19 protein-coding genes are annotated in these 20,433 nt (G+C 63.5%); 10 read left to right on the top strand and 9 right to left on the bottom strand.

Annotated features, from left to right (window positions below; translation table 11 throughout):
* Window positions 1-230: SCO family protein (locus tag AC2VLV_RS04365; protein WP_486988810.1), on the top strand; the 230-nt coding region annotated here is incomplete at its 5' end.
* Between the two features lie 34 nt (window positions 231-264).
* Here AC2VLV_RS04365 and AC2VLV_RS04360 read toward each other — a convergent pair.
* Window positions 265-516, bottom strand: a complete 252-nt coding sequence (locus tag AC2VLV_RS04360) for a hypothetical protein (RefSeq protein ID WP_486988809.1) — start codon at window positions 514-516, stop codon at window positions 265-267.
* 149 nt (window positions 517-665) lie between these two features.
* Here AC2VLV_RS04360 and AC2VLV_RS04355 point away from each other — a divergent pair, with 149 nt between their 5' ends.
* On the top strand, window positions 666-1,292 hold the full coding sequence (locus tag AC2VLV_RS04355) for an SCO family protein (RefSeq protein ID WP_486988808.1): 627 nt from the start codon (window positions 666-668) through the stop codon (window positions 1,290-1,292).
* Window positions 1,293-1,364: 72 nt separating this feature from the next.
* On the opposite strand, the gene AC2VLV_RS04350 is transcribed toward AC2VLV_RS04355, so the two are convergent.
* The 4 genes from AC2VLV_RS04350 to AC2VLV_RS04335 all read right to left on the bottom strand — a co-directional run bounded on the left by AC2VLV_RS04350 (window position 1,365) and on the right by AC2VLV_RS04335 (window position 6,008).
* Window positions 1,365-3,164, bottom strand: coding sequence for a TRAP transporter large permease (locus AC2VLV_RS04350; RefSeq protein WP_486988807.1), 1,800 nt, complete (start codon window positions 3,162-3,164; stop codon window positions 1,365-1,367).
* Between the two features lie 3 nt (window positions 3,165-3,167).
* Window positions 3,168-3,758 carry a TRAP transporter small permease subunit gene (locus AC2VLV_RS04345; RefSeq protein ID WP_486988806.1) on the bottom strand — a complete coding sequence of 197 codons (591 nt, stop codon included), beginning with the start codon at window positions 3,756-3,758 and terminating at the stop codon, window positions 3,168-3,170.
* Between the two features lie 255 nt (window positions 3,759-4,013).
* A complete protein-coding gene (selD, locus tag AC2VLV_RS04340; RefSeq protein ID WP_486988805.1) occupies window positions 4,014-5,090 on the bottom strand; it encodes a selenide, water dikinase SelD in 1,077 nt (358 codons plus the stop codon).
* Between the two features lie 18 nt (window positions 5,091-5,108).
* Complete coding sequence (locus AC2VLV_RS04335) at window positions 5,109-6,008, bottom strand: LysR family transcriptional regulator (RefSeq protein WP_486988804.1); 900 nt, start codon at window positions 6,006-6,008, stop codon at window positions 5,109-5,111.
* Window positions 6,009-6,287: 279 nt separating this feature from the next.
* Here AC2VLV_RS04335 and iscR point away from each other — a divergent pair, with 279 nt between their 5' ends.
* The 7 genes from iscR (at window position 6,288) to fdx (ending at window position 11,983) form a co-directional block, all read left to right on the top strand.
* Window positions 6,288-6,824: a Fe-S cluster assembly transcriptional regulator IscR gene (iscR, locus tag AC2VLV_RS04330; RefSeq protein ID WP_486988803.1), complete on the top strand. Its 537-nt coding sequence runs from the start codon at window positions 6,288-6,290 to the stop codon at window positions 6,822-6,824.
* A 109-nt stretch (window positions 6,825-6,933) separates the two neighbouring features.
* The gene (locus AC2VLV_RS04325; RefSeq protein WP_486988802.1) at window positions 6,934-8,154 is read left to right on the top strand and encodes an IscS subfamily cysteine desulfurase; all 1,221 of its coding nucleotides are present in this window, start codon (window positions 6,934-6,936) and stop codon (window positions 8,152-8,154) included.
* Window positions 8,155-8,274: 120 nt separating this feature from the next.
* Entirely contained in the window at window positions 8,275-8,700 is a 426-nt protein-coding gene (gene iscU / locus AC2VLV_RS04320; protein ID WP_486988801.1) for a Fe-S cluster assembly scaffold IscU, read from the top strand.
* 37 nt (window positions 8,701-8,737) lie between these two features.
* On the top strand, window positions 8,738-9,061 hold the full coding sequence (gene iscA, locus AC2VLV_RS04315) for an iron-sulfur cluster assembly protein IscA (RefSeq protein ID WP_486988800.1): 324 nt from the start codon (window positions 8,738-8,740) through the stop codon (window positions 9,059-9,061).
* 49 nt (window positions 9,062-9,110) lie between these two features.
* Window positions 9,111-9,647, top strand: a complete 537-nt coding sequence (gene hscB, locus AC2VLV_RS04310; RefSeq protein ID WP_486988799.1) for a Fe-S protein assembly co-chaperone HscB — start codon at window positions 9,111-9,113, stop codon at window positions 9,645-9,647.
* 78 nt (window positions 9,648-9,725) lie between these two features.
* Window positions 9,726-11,621: a Fe-S protein assembly chaperone HscA gene (gene hscA / locus AC2VLV_RS04305; RefSeq protein ID WP_486988798.1), complete on the top strand. Its 1,896-nt coding sequence runs from the start codon at window positions 9,726-9,728 to the stop codon at window positions 11,619-11,621.
* Window positions 11,622-11,644: 23 nt separating this feature from the next.
* The gene (gene fdx / locus AC2VLV_RS04300) at window positions 11,645-11,983 is read left to right on the top strand and encodes an ISC system 2Fe-2S type ferredoxin (protein WP_013105374.1); all 339 of its coding nucleotides are present in this window, start codon (window positions 11,645-11,647) and stop codon (window positions 11,981-11,983) included.
* An 11-nt stretch (window positions 11,984-11,994) separates the two neighbouring features.
* On the opposite strand, the gene AC2VLV_RS04295 is transcribed toward fdx, so the two are convergent.
* The 4 genes from AC2VLV_RS04295 to argA all read right to left on the bottom strand — a co-directional run bounded on the left by AC2VLV_RS04295 (window position 11,995) and on the right by argA (window position 16,599).
* On the bottom strand, window positions 11,995-13,404 hold the full coding sequence (locus tag AC2VLV_RS04295; protein WP_486988797.1) for an exonuclease domain-containing protein: 1,410 nt from the start codon (window positions 13,402-13,404) through the stop codon (window positions 11,995-11,997).
* 71 nt (window positions 13,405-13,475) lie between these two features.
* The gene (locus AC2VLV_RS04290; RefSeq protein ID WP_486988796.1) at window positions 13,476-14,702 is read right to left on the bottom strand and encodes an OmpP1/FadL family transporter; all 1,227 of its coding nucleotides are present in this window, start codon (window positions 14,700-14,702) and stop codon (window positions 13,476-13,478) included.
* Between the two features lie 276 nt (window positions 14,703-14,978).
* Window positions 14,979-15,251 (bottom strand): oxidative damage protection protein, encoded by a 273-nt coding sequence (locus tag AC2VLV_RS04285; protein WP_320375200.1) that lies wholly within the window; start codon window positions 15,249-15,251, stop codon window positions 14,979-14,981.
* A gap of 22 nt (window positions 15,252-15,273) precedes the next feature.
* Window positions 15,274-16,599, bottom strand: coding sequence for an amino-acid N-acetyltransferase (gene argA, locus AC2VLV_RS04280; protein WP_486988795.1), 1,326 nt, complete (start codon window positions 16,597-16,599; stop codon window positions 15,274-15,276).
* Between the two features lie 49 nt (window positions 16,600-16,648).
* On the opposite strand from argA, the gene hrpA reads away from it, so the two are divergent.
* Window positions 16,649-20,433: ATP-dependent RNA helicase HrpA (gene hrpA, locus AC2VLV_RS04275; protein ID WP_486988794.1), on the top strand; the 3,785-nt coding region annotated here is incomplete at its 3' end.

The raw sequence follows: 20,433 nt of genomic DNA, 5'->3' as shown, positions 1-20,433 counted from the left end.
TGGCGCAGACCAAAACGCTGGCGGGCCGCTATCACGTCAGCTATTCCTACGGCAAGCCCGACGCGCATGGCAACTATGTGGTCAACCACAGCGCGGCAATTTATGTGTTTGGCCCTCACGGCAATGGCCGCTTGATCGGCACCGAACTCACGCCGCCCGAAGGCATCGCCCACGACGTGCGCCAGCTTCTTGCCGATGCGCACAAAAGCTGGTGGCAAAAGCTGATCTGACGGCGCTGATCTGACGGCGCTGATCTGACAGCGATTAAGCGCTGCCGCCGCGTGCGAAGCCCTTGACCTGCAAGGGGCGATGCGTGTCATTCACCACCATCACACCTTGCCCCGGCGGCAGGGCGGTGAGGGGCAATGCGTGATGATCGAGCGGGGCGATATGCAGCACATTGATCGCGACCAGCGGCGCTTGAGGCGCGCTGGCCGCGTGAACTGTAAGTGCCGCAGTGGCCAGGGTGGTCAGCCCACCGGCCAGCAGGGCTTTGAGAAGGGCGCGCTTGGACATGGCAGCTCCAGATGCAGTCAGAGCGCTTTGGAGTGGCTGGGTGACTTTTGGTTGCGCCTTGCCCGGTAAAGAGTTGTGACGCTCAGCCGATCCCAGACGCGGCACAATGCAAGCCTGTTTGAAAACGAACGTTTTTTGCGAAATTCACCATGACGTTGCCTCCCATCTTGTCTCAGTCTCGATTCCTTTCGCGCCGCCTCGTTTTGCTGGGGGCGCTGGCCTTGCCGCTGGCAGGCTGCGGGCACCACAACAACCAGACCTGGCAGCTCAGCAACATCACTGGCGTGATGCCCAATCTCGAATTCAATCTCACCAACGATCTAGATCAAAAGGTCACGGCGGAGAACTACAAGGGCAAGATCGTTTTGCTCTACTTCGGCTACACCCATTGCCCCGACGTTTGCCCGACCACCATGCAGCTCATGTCGAATGTGGTGCAGCAACTGGGCCCCGAAGGCAAGGATGTGCGCATTCTGTTCGTCAGCGTGGACCCCAAGCGCGACTCCAACACCATTCTCAAGGCGTACACCGCAGCATTCAGCCCCAATGCCATCGGCCTGACGGGCACCATCAAGCAGATCGATGCGCTCACCCGCCGTTACCGTGTGATCTACAGCTACGGCAAACCTGATGCGCAGGGCAATTATGTGGTCGATCACAGCGCCGGCGTGTATATCTTCGGCCGCAGTGGACGCATTCATCTGTTGGGTTCTGACACCAATCCTCCAGCCGCGTTTGTGCACGACCTCAAGCAACTGATCGCCGACGAGGGCTGACGCAACCGTGCGTTGATGCCAGGAACGAAAAAGGCCCGGAGTTCCGGGCCTTTTTCGTGGGCGATAGCCGCGTTACTGCGAGGCGGCGCTCGCTGGCTGCTCGGTTTGCAGCGAGCGCATCACCGCAGCGGCGGGGTCTTCCTCCTCGGCGGCTGGCGCGCTGCCTCCTTCGGCCGGGGCGGCCTCTGATCCACCAAAGCTCGGCGGGGCGATGGACTCATAGCTGTTGTCATCAGACGGTCCGATGATCTGCACCTTGTTGATGTCGACTTCAGAATGATGGTCCAGGCCGCTGGTAACCAGACCGGGGAAGGCAATGATCAAGCCGACCATGATGACCTGAATGACCACGAAGGGCACCGCACCCCAGTAGATCTGCCCGGTGGTGACACGGGCGATGCGCTTGCCGGTCTCCTTATCCGTGTAGTCGTTTTTGGCGGCGACGCTGCGCAGGTAAAACAGCGCGAAGCCGAAAGGCGGGTGCATGAACGAGGTCTGCATGTTCACCGCCAGCAGCACGCCGAACCAGATCAGGTCGATGCCCAGTTTCTCAGCCACCGGCCCAAGCAGCGGAATGATGATGAACGCCAGCTCGAAGAAGTCGAGGAAGAAGGCCAGCACGAACACCAGGATGTTCACCACGATGAGGAAGCCCAGCACACCGCCCGGCAGGCTGGTGAGCAGATGCTCCACCCAGACGCGGCCGTCCAGCCCCTGGAACACCAGGTTGAACACCGTGGAGCCGATGAGGATGAACAGCACGAAGGTGGAGAGCTTGGTCGTGGTGTTGAGCGCCTGCTTGAGCAGATCGATACTGAGCCGCTTGCGACCAAATGCCATGATCAGCGCGCCCACGGCGCCCATCGCGCCGCCTTCGGTCGGTGTGGCGACGCCGAGGAAAATGGTGCCCAGCACGAGGAAGATCAGTGTGAGCGGCGGCACCAGGGCAAACGTCACGCGCTCGGCCATCTGCGACAACAGATTGAGTTTGAGGCCGCGGTTGATAAAGGCAAGCGCCAGCGAGAGCAGCACCCCAAAGGTCATCGCCACCACGATGGTTTCGTCCAGCGCGGCGGTGACCTCATGGCCCGCGCGCCAGCTCAGTAGCGCACCATAGTTCTTGGCCAGCACGATGCTGGAGATCAGCACCAGGCCAAACAGAATGCCCAGCGAGCGCAGGCCGCTGTCGCCATTGGGCTCGCGGATGGTGCGGGCCTCGGGCGGAAGCGCCGGCGCCCATTGCGGCTTGAACAAGGTCACGCCCACGACGTAAGCGAGATACAAACCTGTGAGCACGAAGCCGGGAATGAACGCGCCCTTGTACATATCGCCCACGCTGCGCCCGAGCTGGTCGGCCATGACGATGAGCACCAGCGAGGGCGGAATGATCTGTGCCAGCGTGCCCGACGCGGCGATGACGCCCGTGGCGACACGGCGGTCATAGCCGTAGCGCAGCATGATGGGCAGCGAGATCAGGCCCATCGAAATCACCGAAGCCGCCACTACGCCGGTGGTCGCCGCCAGCAGCGCGCCCACCAGAATGACCGCAATGGCCAGGCCGCCGCGGATCGGGCCGAACAATTGGCCGATGGTTTCCAGCAGGTCTTCGGCCATACCGCTGCGCTCCAGCAGCAGGCCCATGAAGGTGAAGAAGGGAATGGCCAGCAGCGTGTCGTTCTGCATGATGCCGATGATGCGCAGCGGAATGGCTTCGAGCAGCGCCTGCGGCATCAGCCCGAGTTCCACGCCGATGAAACCGAACAGCAGGCCGCAGGCCGCCAGACTGAATGCCACCGGAAAACCGACCAGCAAAAACAGCACCAGCGCCGCAAACATGATGGGCGCGATATTCGCAATGAGAAAGGCGGTCATTTATTAGGCCTCGTTTTTTTTCTGCGCCAACATGAATTCGGCCAATTCTTCTTCTGCCGTTTTTTCGTTTTTCTTCACCAGCGGGTCGTCGATCAGCCCGCGCAAAAAAGCCACGCGTTTGATCAGCTCGGAGACGCCCTGCAGCCCGAGCAGCGAGAATCCGATGGGCACGAGGATGTAGACCGGCCAGCGGATCAACCCGCCGGCATTGCTCGACATTTCGCCCGAGGCGATGGCGTTGATCACCGTGGGCAGCGACAGCCGCACGGTTTCAACCACGAAGGGAAACAGAAAGAACACGATGCCGATGATGTCGATCCAGTTGCGCCCGCGCGGCGAGAGCTTGCTGGAGAGCACGTCGATGCGCACATGCTCGTTGTGCAAAAAGGTGTAGCCGGCCGCCAGGAGAAACACCGCGGCGAACAGATACCACTGAATTTCCAGAAAGGCGTTCGAGCTGTAGTCGAAGGCTTTGCGTACGACCGCATTGAGTGCGCTGATGATGGCCGAAGCAAGAATGAGCCAAAGGGCAAAGCGGCCCACGCGCTCGTTGAGCCAGTCAATCCCGCGGGACAGGGCAAGTAAGGCGTTCAAGACATCTCCCGATTGTTTTGTGAACGAGTCGTTGACGGCTGTTTGTTCAGAGAAGTGTCATGGCAAGGCTTTATCGCATGACAGAGCTGAAACAGTCCGCGGCCGAAGTATAAAGATGTAACAGGCGCGAACTGAAATTTTCGGGCTCGGGTTTGCCCGCAAGGGAGGGGGTGAAGCAGTCTTGCGCGCGGCGGCGGTAATCGCCGTGGCGCGCAAGAAGGGGGACGCAAGAGGAGGGATAAGAGCCAGCGGCGCTCAGGCGCGCACGTCAATGCCCGGAGCGCCCGCTTTCAATAGGCCGATGACGGCGGCTTGCGCAAAACCATCGTCGCGGAAGACGCGCAGCACCTCGTCAATCTGCTCCGGCGCGCAGGTCACGAGCAGGCCGCCGGAGGTCTGCGGATCGGTGAGCAGCGTTTGAGCCAGCGGCGGCAGATCGGGGGCAAGCGCGACTTCGCCGCCATAGCTGGCCCAGTTGCGGCGCGATGCGCCCGTGATCATGCCGGCGTCCGCCAGCTCCACCACGCCTTCGATGAGGGGCACATCGGCGAAACGCACTTCCGCCCGCAGGCCCGAGCCGCGGCAGACTTCCAGCAGATGGCCGAGCAGGCCGAAACCGGTGACGTCGGTCAGGGCGTGCACGCCCGGCAGTTGGGCCAGTTGCTTGCCGGGGGTGTTGAGCTGCGTGGTGTTGGCAATCATGCGCGCGTAGCCCGCGGCATCGAGCGCCTCGCTTTTGAGCGCAGCCGACTGAATGCCCACGCCCAGCGGTTTGCCCAGCACGATCACGTCGCCGGGTCGGGCGCTGTCGTTGCGGCGGATGTGGCTGGGGTGCGCCAGGCCCATGACCACCAATCCGTAAATGGCCTCGACCGAATCGATGCTGTGTCCCCCTGCAATGGGAATGCCGGCCTGCGCGCAGACGGTTTCGCCCCCGCGCAGAATCGCCGCGACCGAGTCGAGCGGCATCACGCCGATGGGCATGCCCACGAGCGCCAGCGCCATGATGGGCGTGCCGCCCATGGCGTAAATGTCGGATATGGCGTTGGTCGCGGCGATCCGTCCGAAGTCGAAAGGGTCGTCCACGATGGGCATGAAGAAATCGGTCGTCGCAATCAGCGCCTGTTCGGGGTTGAGCAGATACACGGCCGCATCATCCGCAGACTCGTTGCCGACCAGCAGGGCCTCAGGCTTGGGCAGCAGCGGCGCGTGTTTTTTCAGGATTTCGGACAAGACGCCAGGCGCAATCTTGCAGCCACAGCCGCCGCCATGTGATAGCGAGGTGAGACGGGGGGCGGCCGGTGTGGCAGGGGTGTCGGGAGCTGAGTTCATGGGAAAGGGATCTGTGGATCAGCCGGGGGTGGAGACAGAAGAATCGTCCTGCCAGGTCTGGCAGAACTGCAAAAAGCGTTGCAGCGGCTGGGAGAAGGTCTTTTTCTGGTGGTGCACGATGTAGAGCGTGCGGTGCATGGGCGGCAGCGGGCTGCGCACGGTGACTAGGTGGCCGTGATCCAGCGCATCGCGCACCAATCGGCGGGGAATGCAGGTCAGTCCCAGACCGGCGATGGCCGCGCCGCGTATGGCCTCTGAACTACCCAGCACCATGGCGCGATCGAAGCCGTGCAAATGTTCGAGCAGCAGGGTTTCGACGGTTTCTCGGGTGCCCGAGCCCGCCTCGCGCAGCAGCCAGCGGGCTTCGCGCAACTCGTCCAGACTGACCTCGCGGCCCGCCAGTGGACTGTCAGGGGCGCAAACCACGACCAGCGCATCGCGCAGCCAAGGCTGAATGGCCAGGTCGTCGCGGTGACAGGCACCTTCGACGAGCCCGAGATCGACCTCGAACTGCGCCACGGCCTCGGCGATGGCCTGGGTGTTGCCCACACGCAGACAGAACTGTGCGGCGGGAAACTCGCGGCAGAACTCCGCCATGATGCCCGGCAGAATGGCGTTGCCCACGGTGCTGCTCGCGCCGATGCGCAGCGCCGCTGCGCCCGCGCTGAATAGCGCCTCGATGCCGCGGGTCTGGTCAAGGATGGCCATGGCGCGGGGCAGCAGCAGGCGGCCGGAATCATTGAGCACCAGCCGTTTGCCGACCCGGTCGAAGACGCGCTCGCCGAGCTGCGCTTCCAGTTCAGCCAGTGCCGCACTGACGGCGGACTGCGACATGGACAGAGTATCGCCCGCGGCGGTGGCGCTGCGGCTGTGCGCAATCTCCACCAGCACTTCCATTTGCCGCAGGGTCAGTCGCATGGGTTTGATCTATTCGTTGGATTGATTTCAAGCCAAGCATAAACCAGACGGCTTGAATACCCACGCGGACATCACAGAAAAAATTGCCTTCCGCCTCGGAACTTTGGGGCGGGGGAAAAGTCTGAGAGGTTGACGAAAAAGATCGGGATTTGTAGAATTCACCCACTAGTTTCGTCGGGTATTTTCCATTCCGGCACTGTGTAATGTCTGCTGCAAGCCTGCCCAAGGCGGTCGCCCTGACGTTGCAACTGGCCATCATTCATGTTGAGGAGAGCCGCCATGCGACTGACCACCAAAGGACGTTTTGCCGTAACCGCGATGATCGACGTGGCCATGCGTCAACATCTGGGCCCCGTAACTCTGGCCGGCATCAGCCAGCGCCAGCATATTTCCCTTTCTTATCTGGAGCAGTTGTTCGGCAAACTGCGCCGTCATGAGCTGGTCGACTCCGTGCGCGGCCCCGGTGGCGGCTACACGCTTTCGCGCAAATCAGAAGAAATCAGCATTGCCGACATCATCATCGCCGTGGACGAGCCGCTTGACGCCACTCAATGCGGCGGCAAGGAAAATTGCAACGGGGAAGACAACGGCCCCTGCATGACGCACGACCTCTGGGCGCAACTCAACTCCAAGATGGTGGAGTTTCTCGATTCGGTCAATCTCAAGGGGCTGGTCGAGCAGAACCTCGCCAAGGGAGTCACGGTGGAAGAGGTGGCCATCACCCGTAAGCCCGTTTCTCCGCTGCCGGTGACGGCCAAGCCGATCAAGGTCAAGGCGCCGAATTCGGTGTTCAACCTCGCGCAGACTTTGAGTTGAGACTGGTTTCAAGAGTTTTGAGCCCGGCGCTGCGCGTCGGGGCATTCCGCTATGAGTTTTCGCCGATAACAAGCACGCTTCCTGAGCATTTCCACTGAGCATTCCCACCATGTCCACAACGCCCCATCTCCCGATTTACATGGACTACGCCGCGACCACTCCCGTGGACCCGCGGGTGGTTGATGCCATGATTCCCTGGCTGCGCGAGCATTTCGGCAACCCGGCGTCGCGCAGTCATGCCTGGGGCTGGGAGGCGGAGGCTGCGGTGGAGAAGGCTCGCGAGCAGGTGGCCGCGCTGATCAACGCCGACGCCAAGGAAATCATCTGGACGTCCGGCGCCACCGAGTCGAACAACCTCGCCATCAAGGGCGCGGCGGAGTTCTATCAGGGCAAGGGCAAGCACATCGTCACCGTCAAGACCGAGCACAAGGCGGTGCTCGATACCGTGCGCGAAATGGAGCGCCGGGGTTTTGATGCCACCTACCTCGACGTGCAGCCCGATGGTCTGCTCAACCTCGACGTATTCAAGGCGGCGCTGCGCCCGGACACCATTCTGGTTTCGGTCATGCTGGTCAACAACGAGATCGGCGTGATTCAGGACATTCCCGAGATTGGCCGCATCTGCCGCGAGCGCGGCATCATTTTTCATGTGGACGCGGCGCAGGCCACCGGCAAGATGGTGATCGATCTGCAGGCCTGGCAGGTCGATCTGATGAGCCTGGCTTCGCACAAGACTTATGGCCCCAAGGGCATCGGCGCGCTTTATGTGCGGCGCAAGCCGCGGGTGCGGCTGATTGCGCAAATGCACGGTGGCGGACACGAGCGCGGCCTGCGCTCGGGCACGCTGCCCACGCATCAGATCGTGGGCATGGGCGAGGCGTTTCGCATCGCCAAGGCCGAACTCGGAGCGAGCATCGAGCGCGCCCGCATGCTGCAGCAGCGCCTGCTTGACGGCCTCAAGGACATCGAAGAGGTTTACGTGAACGGCGACCTTGAGCGCCGTGTGCCGCACAACCTCAACATCAGTTTCAACTACGTCGAGGGCGAATCGCTGATCATGGCGATCAAGGGCATTGCGGTATCCAGCGGCTCGGCCTGCACTTCCGCCAGCCTGGAGCCCTCGTATGTGCTGCGTGCCCTGGGACGGAGCGACGAACTGGCGCATTCCTCGCTGCGCATGACCATCGGCCGCTACACGACCGAAGAGGAAATCGACTCCGCCGTGCGCCAGCTGCGCGAGAGCGTGGCCAAGCTGCGCGATCTCTCGCCCCTCTGGGACATGTACAAGGAAGGCATCGACATCAGCACCATCCAGTGGGCGGCGCACTGAGCGGCTTTGCGGCTAAGCGCCTATCTGCATCAGGGTTGTGCAAATAGCCGACAATAGGGGTCGGAATTATTGGATGTGTCGTTCGCCGCTTTCGGCGAGCGCTTCGAGGAGGACAAGATCATGGCTTACAGTGACAAAGTGGTGGACCACTATGAAAACCCGCGTAACGTGGGCTCTTTTGCCAAGGACGACCCGCAGGTCGGCACCGGCATGGTGGGCGCTCCGGCGTGTGGCGATGTGATGAAGTTGCAGATTCGCGTCAACGATCAGGGCGTGATCGAAGATGCCCGCTTCAAGACCTACGGCTGCGGTTCGGCCATTGCCTCGTCTTCGCTGGTGACCGAGTGGGTCAAGGGCAAGACGCTCGATCAGGCGCTCGAAATCCGCAACAGCCAGATCGCCGAAGAACTCGCGCTGCCGCCGGTCAAGATTCATTGCTCCATCCTGGCCGAAGACGCCATCAAGGCGGCGGTGAGCGATTACCAGCAGCGTCATGGTCGTACTGCCGAGCAAGCGCTGGCGACTGAGCAGGCCCAGGCCGCTTGAGCGCCGCGAAAAAGGACCAAGACAAAGGGAACCGAAGATGTCAGTCACAATGACCGAGCGCGCGGCCGAGCAGGTGCAGCGCCATCTCGCCAAGCGGGGTGCAGGGCTGGGGGTGCGCTTGGGCATCAAGACCACCGGCTGCTCCGGCATGGCCTACAAACTCGAATTCGTCGATCAGGCGTCTGAGGAAGATCTGGCGTTCGAGAGCCACGGCGTCAAGATTCTGGTCGATCCCAAGAGTCTGGCCTATGTGGACGGCACCGAACTCGACTTCGTGCGTCAGGGACTGAACCAGGGCTTCCAGTTCAACAACCCCAACGAAAAAGATCGCTGCGGCTGCGGCGAGTCGTTCCGGGTTTGATCGGCTGCAGGTGCCTTGCTCATGGACGTCGCCCGGCGCCTTTGATCTGATGGATCTCGCTCAGTCTTATTTCGCCCTGTTCGGCCTTCCCGAAACCTTTTCCCTCGACACAGCGCAGTTGGAGCGGGCGCGGCTCGTGGTGCAGTCGCAAGTGCATCCCGACCGTTTCGCTTCCGGGTCGGATCGCGATAAACGTCTGGCCATGCAGATGGCGGCGCAGGCCAACGCGGCCTACCTCACCCTCAAGAACCCGGTTCAGCGCGCGTCCTACCTGTGCGAGCGGCGCGGCGTGGCGGTGCAGGCAGAGAACAACACCGCCATGCCCACCGAATTTCTGATGCAGCAGATGCAATGGCGCGAAGCGCTCGATGAGTTGCGGGAAACGGCCGATGCAAGCGGGCTTCAAGCCTTGCAGGTCGAGGTGCAGGCGCAGCGCGCCCAGCGCATCGAAGCCATTCGTCAGGCGCTCGATGAGCAGAACGCCCCTCAAGCGGCCGCCGAGCAGGTGCGCGCCCTGTTGTTTCTCGACCGATTCAGCGAAGAACTGCGGCGTACATCCGATTCCTTGCCGCAGCCCGCCGTTTGATATCCGATTGATTTCATTTCCTCGCTCCGGCGCTTCGAGTCAACCTCGGCCGAGCTGAGCGATTACCTCTCTGTTGCCATGGCCCTGTTGCAAATCTCCGAACCCGGACAATCGCCCGACCCGCACCAGCACCGACGTGCCGTGGGCATCGATCTGGGTACCACGCACTCGCTCGTCGCCGCCGTGCTCAGCGGCTCACCGCAATGTCTGCCTGATGCGCAGGGGCAGGTGCTGCTGCCCTCCGTGGTGCACTACCACGCCGATGGCCGTGCCGAAGTGGGCCTGCGCGCGCGTGAAGAGCAGGCGCTCGATCCGGCCAATACCCTCGTTTCGGTCAAACGCTATATGGGCCGCAGCCCGGGCGATCTGCCGCCGACGGCGCTTGCGCATTACCGCATCACGGACGATGCGCGCATGGTCCGATTCCAGACTGCCGCTGGCGAGATGACGCCGGTTCAGGTCTCGGCCGACATCCTGCGCGTGCTGCGCTGGCGCGCCGAAGACACTCTTGGCGGCGAGTTGGTCGGTGCGGTGATTACCGTGCCCGCTTACTTCGATGATGCCCAGCGCCAGGCGACCAAAGACGCCGCGCAACTCGCGGGTTTGCATGTGCTGCGCCTCATCAACGAACCCACGGCAGCGGCGCTGGCTTACGGGCTCGATCATGGCGTCGAAGGTCTGTATGTCATTTACGACCTGGGCGGCGGCACTTTCGATCTTTCCGTGCTGCGGCTGACCAAAGGGGTGTTCGAGGTGGTCGCCACCAGCGGCGACACCGCGCTGGGCGGTGACGATTTCGACCTGCGCATCGAGGCGCTGATGCGGCAACAGGCCGGCAATCCCGAGCTATCGGCCAGCCTGCAACGGCAGTGGCGCATGGCTGCGCGCCAAGCCAAAGAGTCGCTGAGCGCGGCCAGCTCGGTGGAATACACCGTGGCACTGGCCGATGGCGCTACTCACACCGGCACTGTGCAACGCGACGATTTCGAGCAGACCAGCGCCGATCTGGTGCAACGCACCCTCGCGCTGTTGCGCCGCGCTTTGAGCGACGCGCAGGTCAGTACCGCAGACGTGCAGGGCGTGGTGCTCGTGGGCGGCGCCACGCGCATGCCCATGATCCGCCAGGCGGTTGCGCGCGTCATGGGCAAGGCGCCTCTCACCGATCTCGACCCCGATCAGGTCGTGGCGCTGGGCGCGGCCATCCAGGCCAACGCGCTGGCGGGCAATGCCGGGGCCGACGATGTGCTGCTGCTCGACGTCATTCCCCTGTCGCTCGGCGTTGAAACCATGGGCGGACTGGTCGAGCACATTCTGCCGCGCAACAGCACCATTCCTCAGGCGCGCGCGCAAGACTTCACCACCTTCCGCGACGGGCAGACCGCCATGGCCATTCATGCGGTGCAGGGCGAGCGCGAACTGGTGAGCGACTGCCGCTCGCTGGCGCGCTTCGAGCTGCGCGGCATTCCGCCCATGGTGGCGGGCGCCGCGCGTATCCGCGTGACTTTTGCCGTCGATGCCGACGGTCTGCTCGAAGTCAGCGCGCAAGAGCTGACCACCGGCGTGCAGGCCCAGGTGCAGGTCAAGCCCGCCTACGGCCTGGATGACGCGCAGATCGCACAGATGCTGCATGACAGCGTGGCCCACGCCCAGGACGACCGTGACGCCCGCATGCTGCAGGAAGCGCGGGTGGACGCCCAGGCCCTGCTGGCCGCCACACGCAACGCCATGCAGCTCGACCGCGATCTGCTGAGCGAGCAGGAAGTCGCGCAGATTCATACCGATATGGCCGCTCTGGCACAGGCCGAACAAGGCGGCGACATCGATCAGATCCGCCTCGCCACCGAGGCGCTGACACGGCAGACCGATGCGTTTGCCGAGCGGCGCATGAACCGCAGCATTCAACGCGCGCTGGCGGGTCAATCCGTCGATCAGATCGCGCAGCTCACCGACACGCCGTCCAGCACGGCGTCCTGAGACGTTCTCACCTCATTCTCACCATGCCCATCATCACGGTACTGCCGCATCCCGAATACTGCCCGCAAGGCAAACAAGTCAGCGCCGGGCGCGGCACCTCGATCTGCGAGGCCCTGCTGGAAAACGGCGTGCCCATCGAACACGCCTGCGACATGCAATGCGCCTGCACCACTTGTCATGTGGTGGTGCGCAAGGGCTATGACAGCTTGGGCGAACTCGACGAAAGCGAAGAAGATCTGCTCGACCGCGCCTGGGGTCTGGAGCCCACCTCGCGTCTATCCTGCCAGGCCATTCTGGCTGACGAAGACGTGACCATCGAGATTCCGAAATACTCGATCAACCACGCCAAGGAACACGGCTGAATCGTCGTGGCTTACCCCAGGCGGATCAGATCGGGCGGCGGCCCCTTGGCGCCTGACAGACGGCTCAACAGCAGACGATAGATGTCCAGGTCGAAGCCGCCGCTCTTGGTCTCGCGTCGGCTCTCCATCAACTCGGCCACATCGGTTTCGCAACGCGCCGTTCCCAGATGCCGCCATTGGTCGAATACATGCACCTCGGTGCGGTCCTGCTCAGGGCTGTGCTCGCGCAGCCCGACGGGCCCGGCGTAAGGCCAAGCACGCAGCCGCTCCGCAGCCAGCGCCAGCTGCAGGCGGGCGTGATGCCGCTCGGCTGATTCGAGGCCGTAGCACACTCCCTTGCACTGACCGATTTGCTGCGCGAAGCAGCGGCCCTTGCCCGATTCAAGACCCAGCGCCTGCGGGCACAGCGCGTGGCGTTGGGCGAGAGCGCGTAAGGCCTCGACGGCCTGTCGCTTACTCCGGTAACAGCCATACAACTGCGGGAAAATTCGCGGATCGAGATCGTCTGCACGCACCAGCGTGAGCAGCGGCCGGGCCGCGGGGTCTTCGGCCAACCGCCACGCGCAAAGCTGCCGCTCACGGCGCAGTTGCCGGTTGAGCAGGGGCTGCAGCTCCTTGATGAGCCGCATCTCCAGCAGCAGGGCGCCAAACTCACCCGCCGTCTCCCGCCATTCGACCCGCCGCACCTCCTGCGCCAGGCGCAATTCCCGCGCGTCGCGGTGATCCGCCTGAAAGTGCGACAGCACCCGGGCGCGCAGGCGCACACTCTTGCCGATATAGAGCGGTACTTCGCCCTCGCCGTAAAACAGATAGACCCCGGGCGTTTCGGGAATATCGTCCACCGGGGTTTCCAGATGCGGCGGCAGGCTCGCACTGCCGCGCAACAACTCCTGCGCCGCAGCCTGCACCGCGGCAGGGCCAAGTTCCGTCTGGGCGATCTGCAGCCATTGATGCAGGAGCTCGACATCGCCCATCGCCCGATGCCGAGCCGTGGTGTGCAGCCCGTGGCGGCGCATGATGGCGTCCAGCCCATGCCCGCGGGCCTGCGGGTAGAGCTTGCGCGAGAGGCGCACGGTGCACAGAGTTTTCACCCGCAGATCCACCCCCTCGCGCGCCGCGGCCTGTTTCAGAAAGCCGTGGTCGAAGCGCACGTTGTGCGCCACGAGCACGGCGCCATCCAGCACGGCGAGTAGTTCGGGCAGCACCTCGCCAAACGCCGGAGCCCCCGCCACCATGGCGTCGTCAATGCCAGTGAGCTGCTGAATGAAAGGCGGAATGCGCTGCCCCGGATTGACCAGCCGACTCCACTTCGCCACCACTTCCCCCTGCTCAACCCGCATGACCGCCACTTCGGTGATGCGATCAAGCACCGGGTTGGAGCCGGTGGTTTCGAGGTCAAGCAGAACGTAGCAGGGAAGCATGGCTGGAATTGTCGGCGAAACACACATAAAAAAACCGCAGCCGAAGCTGCGGTTTTCTGGGTTGGGATAGATCAGAACTTCCAGCCCACCGACACACCCAGAGTGTTCTGGGACATGCTCAGGTCCTCGGTGCCCCCGGGGCCATAAGGCGGCGGTGCGAGATTGCCGGTCACGTCGCTCTTGAAGGCGTGGATGTAATCGGCCGACACTTCCATCGTGTTGCTCACGGCGTAGGTCATGCCCAGCGTGAGGTGATCCTTGATCACTCCAGGAGCAATGGTGTTGAAGAACACATTCTGCGAGGTGACCGGATTGTCGCTGTGGTTCCACCCGGCACGCACAGTCAAAGCCTGGTCGACCGCGTAGGCCACGCCGAGTTTGACAACAGTGATGTTTTTCCAGCCGAAGCCTGGGCCATTCGGGGCGCCCAGGGGGTTCTGCAGAAACGTGGTCGATGTGTTGCCGATCGCGCTGACGTCGCTGTAGAGAATGCGTTCAACATCTCCAGCAACCGTCAGCGGGCCAGTCTTCCAGGCAAAGCCGATACCGTAATTTGCGGGAATATCAAAGCTGCCGCTGTCAGCAAACAGACCGCTGTATTTGCTGAATTTGCTCATGTGCGTCTTGGGCTGATAGGTCGCGCCCAGCGAAAACCCAGGGGCCAGTTCACCAATCCAGCCGATGCGCACGCCGACACCCGTGGAGGAATCGTGTCCGTTATCCGTCAGGTTCGAGGGCGATTGCGAGGCCTGAGAAAAAGCGCCCAAGCCGTTGGCACGGAAGGTCTGCTGCACCAGATTCACAGCCACACCGATGGTTTGAGTCGGCGTTACGCGCCAGGCGAAACTGGGCGAAATGAACATCTGTTGCAGATCGACGCCGGCGCCATTGGCCAGACCCGTCATGGACCCGCCGATGTTGCTGTAGCCTGAGTTCATGCCGCCATTGCCATACAAGCTCACGCCGGCCGACATGGTCGGGTTGATCATGTAGTTGGCGCCGACTTCCGGGATGATGAAGTTCTGCTTGTCGTTGCCGCTATAGGTCGTGCCGTTGATCTTGGCTTGGCGGTCCGGGCGGAAGAGACTGATGCCGCCGTCGACACGATTGCCGATCAGGGCCATGCCGGCCGGGTTGGTGGCGGCGGCCAGTGCGTCTTGCGGCAGGGCGATGCCCACGCCGCCCATGCCGTTGGCCTTCACGCTGAAGCCGGGCTGGAAATAGCCATCGGTCGCGTGCGCTGCGGGAAGGGCGATGCCGGCCAGGGCCAGCGAGAGTGCCAGTTTTTTCAGATGCATTCTTTTGTCTCCTACCGGGCGAGCAGCCCGGCCTCCATCGGTGGTTGATAGCGCCGCTCCATCACGGCGATGACTCGAAATACTGATTTGAGTATTTGAGGCTGAGACGATGGTAGGAGAACCTGCGCATACACCACATTGTGTTTAGTGTTGATTGCGCGACTGTGTGAATTGTTGTAGGGGAACAGGAAAAACCGCACAAAATACTGCATAGAGTATTCGTGCGGCGAGTTTGCGGAATCTGTATTGCGCCCAGCTTCAGACTGCTCAGTTCACTCAGGCTGTGGGCGGCACGTAGCCTTGCGGCATTTCGGCGCCTTCGCCGAAAAAGTATTTTTCCATCTGCCGCGCTAGGTATTGGCGGGCGCGGGCATCGGCCAGGTTGAGGCGGTTTTCGTTCACCAGCATGGTCTGGTGTTTGAGCCAGGCGGCCCAGGCCTCTTTGGAGACGTTGTTGTAGATTCGTGCGCCGAGTTCGCCGGGGTAGGGGGCGAAATCGAGGCCTTCAGCCTCGCGGCCGAGTTTGATGCAGTGAACCATGCGTGCCATGAAAGTGTCCTTTATTGAGGGTTCAGTTGAGATGTTTGACCAGCACGCGCGAGCGTCGCTGATCGTCGTAGCGCAGACGGCGTTCGTGCGGCAGCCATTCGCGCTCCACCAGCACGAAGCCGCGTTTGAGAAACCAGTGCATGGTGCGGGTGGTGAGCACAAAAATACTCTGCAGACCCTGCGCCCGGGCGCGTTGTTCGATGTGTTTGAGGATGCGCTCGCCGTCGCCCTGACCTTGGGCGGAAGGGTGAACGGTGAGCGCGGCCATTTCGCCGGTTTTCTGCTCGGGGTAGGGGTAGAGCGCTGCGCAGCCGAAGATGATGCCGTCGTGCTCCAGTACGGTGTAGTAGCTGATATCGCGCTCGATCTCGGTGCGGCTGCGCTTGACCAGCACGCCTTGCTCTTCCAGCGGTTCGATGAGTTGCAGGATGCCGCCGACATCGTCGGCCGTGGCTTGCCGCAGATGTTCGAGATGCTCGTCGGCGATCATGGTACCCACGCCGTCGTGGGTGAAAAGTTCGAGCAGCAGTGAGCCGTCGATGGAGAACGGCACGATGTGCGCTCGGGTCACGCCGCCGCGCACTGCGCGTACCGCGTGGCGCAAATAAAACGCGGTGTCGGTGGGTTGCTGCGGATCGGGCAGGCGCGACAGCAGGTTTTCGGCCTGTGCGACGGTCAGTTCGGGGATGAGGTTGTGGGCGTCGTCGATCACGCCGTCCACCTCGGTGATCAGCACGAGCTTTTCCGCCTTGATGGCCGCGCCCACGCTGCTGGCCACGTCTTCCATGCTGAGGTTGAAGGCTTCGCCTGTGGGCGAGTAGCCGAAGGGCGACATGAGCACGACCGCGCCATATTCCAGCGCGCGCTGAATGGTGGGGGCATCGACCTTGCGGACCAGCCCGGTGTGCTGGAAATCGAGGCCGTCGATCACGCCCACGGGGCGGGCGATGATGAAATTGCCGGAGACCACGCGCACGGTGGCGCCAGCCATCGGCGTGTTGGGCAGGCCTTGCGAGAACGTGGCTTCAATTTCGAAGCGCAACTGGCCCGCGGCTTCCTGCGCGGCATCGAGCGCGACTTCATCGGTCACCCGCATGCCGTGCGAGTAGCGCGCGCCCACGCCTTTTTCGCGCAACTGCGCTTCGACCTGCGGACGAAAGCCGTGCACGAGCACGATGCGCACGCCCATCGCGGTGAGCAGCGCAACGTCCTGCACCAGCGCGTTGAGGCGTCCGGCCGCGATCAATTCGCCGGCGATGGCGACCACGAAGGTCTTGCCGCGATGGGCATGGATGTAAGGCGCGACGGAGCGCAGCCAATCGACGAATTGTTCTTGCTGGGCGATCATGGCCCGATTATCCGAAAATGTCGGGTTGCTTTTGTTTTTGATGTCTTCCATGCCCGAATCCACCGCCGCCCGATCCCCTCGCCAGCGCCCCCGCCATGCCGCCGCGCCGCGCAAGCCTGTGACGGCGACGCCCGTGGGCGAAGTGCGCTTTCCTGAAGAGCTGCCGGTTTCGCTGCGGCGCGAGGACATCGCGCGTGCGCTGCGCGAGCATCAGGTGGTGATCGTCTGCGGCGAAACCGGATCGGGCAAGACCACGCAGTTGCCCAAAATCGCGCTGTCCATCGGACGCGGGCTCGGGGCGGGCGGAACGGGGCTGATCGGTCACACCCAGCCGCGGCGGCTGGCGGCCACCAGTATCGCCAAGCGCGTGGCGCAGGAACTCGGCAGCGAGCTGGGTGCGATTGCCGGATACAAGGTGCGCTTCAACGACCGGCTGCAGCCCGGGGCGTCGATCAAGCTGATGACCGACGGCATCTTGCTGGCGGAAACCCAGACTGATCCGCTGCTGCGCGCCTACGACACCCTGATCATCGACGAAGCGCACGAGCGCAGCCTGAACATCGATGTGCTGCTGGGCTACCTCAAACAGTTGCTGCCGCGCCGTCTCGATCTGAAAGTGATCGTGACCTCGGCCACCATCGATGCACAGCGGTTTGCGGAGCACTTTGCCGAAAGCGCTCCCCGCACGGCGCCGGGCCGCCCCAAGCCGGGCGGCGCCCCCTCGGGGGGCAGCGACGGGACGCAGCCCGGAGCGTGGGGGCAGTCCACCCTTGCGCCAGTGATCGAAGTCTCGGGACGGCTCTATCCGGTGGAAGTGCGCTGGCGGCCTTTTGGCGTGGACAAGGGCGACGATCGCGACCAGTCTGCGGCGATCTGCGACGCGGTGGACGAACTCTGGCGGCTCGGTTCCGGCGACATTCTGGTGTTTCTGCCCGGCGAGCGCGAAATCCGCGAAGCCGAAGCGGCGCTGCGCAAACACCATCTCGACACGCATCGCGCCGGCGTGGAGATCCTGCCGCTGTATGCCCGGCTTTCGCAGGCCGAGCAGGAGCGGGTGTTTGCCTCAGGCGGCGCGCGGCGTATCGTGCTGGCCACCAATGTGGCCGAAACCTCGCTGACCGTGCCCGGTATCCGCTACGTCATCGACGCCGGGCTGGCGCGGGTGAAACGCTACAGCTACCGCAACAAGGTGGAAATGCTGCAGGTCGAGCCCATCAGCCAGGCGGCGGCGCAGCAACGCGCCGGGCGCTGCGGGCGGGTGGCCAACGGCGTGTGCATCCGGCTTTACGACGAAGCCGAGTTCGCCGAGCGGCCGCGCTTCACCACGCCGGAAATCCAGCGGTCTTCGCTGGCCGCCGTCATTCTGCGCATGAAGGCGCTGGGGCTGGATTCCATCGAACAGTTTCCGTTCATCGAGCCGCCGCCGGGCAAGGCGATTGCCGACGGCTACCAGTTGCTCACCGAACTGGGCGCTGTGGACGACCGCAATGCGCTCACCCCGCTGGGCCGAGAACTCGCCCGACTGCCGCTGGACCCGCGCATCGGCCGCATGATTCTCGAAGCCCGCAACCGCGAAGCGCTGACCGAAGTGCTGATCATCGCCGCGGCGCTGTCGGTGCAAGACCCGCGCGAACGCCCCGCCGAGGCGCAGCAGGCGGCCGATGAAGCGCATCGCAAGTTCAGCGACGAGCGCTCCGAATTTCTCGGCTGGCTCAAGCTCTGGGCGCATTACCACGCGGCCATCGCCCACAAAAAGTCGCAGCGCAAATTGTGGGGCGAACTGCGCGGCCAGTATCTGTCTCCGCTGCGCCTGCGCGAATGGCATGACGTGCACAGCCAGCTTCACACCCTGGTGGCCGAGCAGGGCTGGCGGCTCAACACGACCGAAGCCACCTTTGAACAGATTCACTGCGCCTTGCTGAGTGGCCTGCTCGGCAACGTGGGCTACAAGGGCGAAGACGATGCCCAGTACCTTGGCGCGAGAGGCATTCGCTTTGCCATCCATCCGTCGTCGCCGCTGGGGCGCAAGGCCGGGCGGTGGATCATGGCGGCGGAACTGGTGGAAACCAGCCGCCTGTACGCCCGCGGCGTGGCGCGCATCGAGCCGCTGTGGCTGGAGCGCGTGGGCGCGCACCTGCTCAAGACCAGCCTGCTCGATCCGCATTGGGAAAAGAAGCCAGCGCAAGTCACCGCCTTCGAGCGCGCGACGCTGTACGGACTGGTGGTTTACAACCAGAGACGGGTGGATTTTGGCCGTTTCGACCCCAAGCAGGCGCGCGAGATTTTTCTGCGCGAGGCCCTGGTGGCGGGCGAGTGGGATTGCCGCTGGCCCTTTTTCCAGCACAACCAGGCGCTGATCGCCGACATCGAACGTCTCGAACACAAGGCGCGGCGGCTCGACGTGCTGGTGGACGAAGAACTCATCTACGCCTTTTACGACCAGCAAGTGCCCGACGAAGTGCACGGCGGCGCCAGTTTCGACCGCTGGTACCGCGATGCGTCGCGGGCCAAACCGAAGCTGCTGTTCCTGCAGCGCGACGAGTTGATGCGCCACGAAGCCGCCGGCATCACCACCGAGACGTTTCCCAACCGCCTCAAGCTCGGCGCGCTGGAGCTGCAGCTCGACTACACCTTCGACCCCGGTGGCGCGCGCGACGGCGTCACCGTGCAGGCGCCGCTGGCCGCGCTCAACCAGATTCCGGCGCAGCGGCTGCAATGGCTGGTGCCGGGGCTGCTGAAGGAAAAGATTCTGGCGCTGCTCAAAAGTCTGCCGCAACGCCCGCGTTCGCGCCTCGTCCCGCTGCCGCAAACCGCCGAGACGTTTGCCGCGCAGCTCACCACGGCAGAGCGATTCGGCCAGGGCGATCTGCTCGACGCCTTGCGCGAACAGGTGCGCGAGCACACCGGGTTGGCGCTGCAGCGCACCGACTTCAAGCTCGAAACCCTCGGGCCGCATCTGTTTTTCAACGTGCAGGTGATCGACGCTCACGGACGGCGCATCGATGTCGGGCGAGACATCGACAAACTGCGCGCCGATCACGGCCAGGCTTCGCGCAGCGCGTTTGCCGAACTCGCCAAGCTGCGCACCCAACTGCCGCCGCAAAAAGACGCCAAGGCCCCGTCCGAAGCCCCAGCGGCGCCCGGCGCGGTGGCCGCAGCGCCGAGCGAAGCGCCCATCAATGTGCCCACCGATGCGCTGCAAGGACTGACGGATTGGACTTTCGACGCCCTGCCTGAACTGCTGGAACTACGCCGGGGCGCGCACACCCTGATCGGCTTTCCCGCCCTGGTGGACAAGGGCGGCGCGGTCGATGTGGAGGTGTTCGACACCGCCGAGGAAGCCGCGCGGTTGCATCGCGGCGGCCTGCGCCGTCTGTTCGCGCTGCAACTGCGCGATCAGATCAAGCACGCGGAGAAAAATCTGCCCGGATTCCAGCAGGCGGCGATGCAGTTCATGTCGCTGGGCACCGCCGAACTGCTGCGCGCGCAGATTGTGGATGCCGCGCTCGACCGGGCCTTTCTCGCCGAGCCGCTGCCTGCCGACAAACCCGCCTTCGCCCAACGTCTGAGCGAAGGCAAGCCCCGCTTTCAACTGCTGGCCGCCGAAATGGTGCGGCTGGCGGCGCAGATTCTGGACGAGCACGCGCAAGTGCAGAAAAAGCTGGCCGCGTTCAAGAACCAACCCGCGCTGCACGCCGACATCCGCGCCCAGTTGCAGGCCTTGTTGCCCCCGCGTTTCATCGCCGAGACGCCGCCCGCGCAAATCGCGCACTTTCCCCGCTATCTGCAGGCCATCGGGCGGCGGCTGGATAAATTTCGCGCCGATCCGGCCCG

The organism is Thiomonas sp. TH-17, assembly GCF_057473305.1.
The sequence above is the reverse complement of the archived record's forward strand: the minus strand, read 5'-3'. Positions and strand labels throughout refer to the sequence as shown.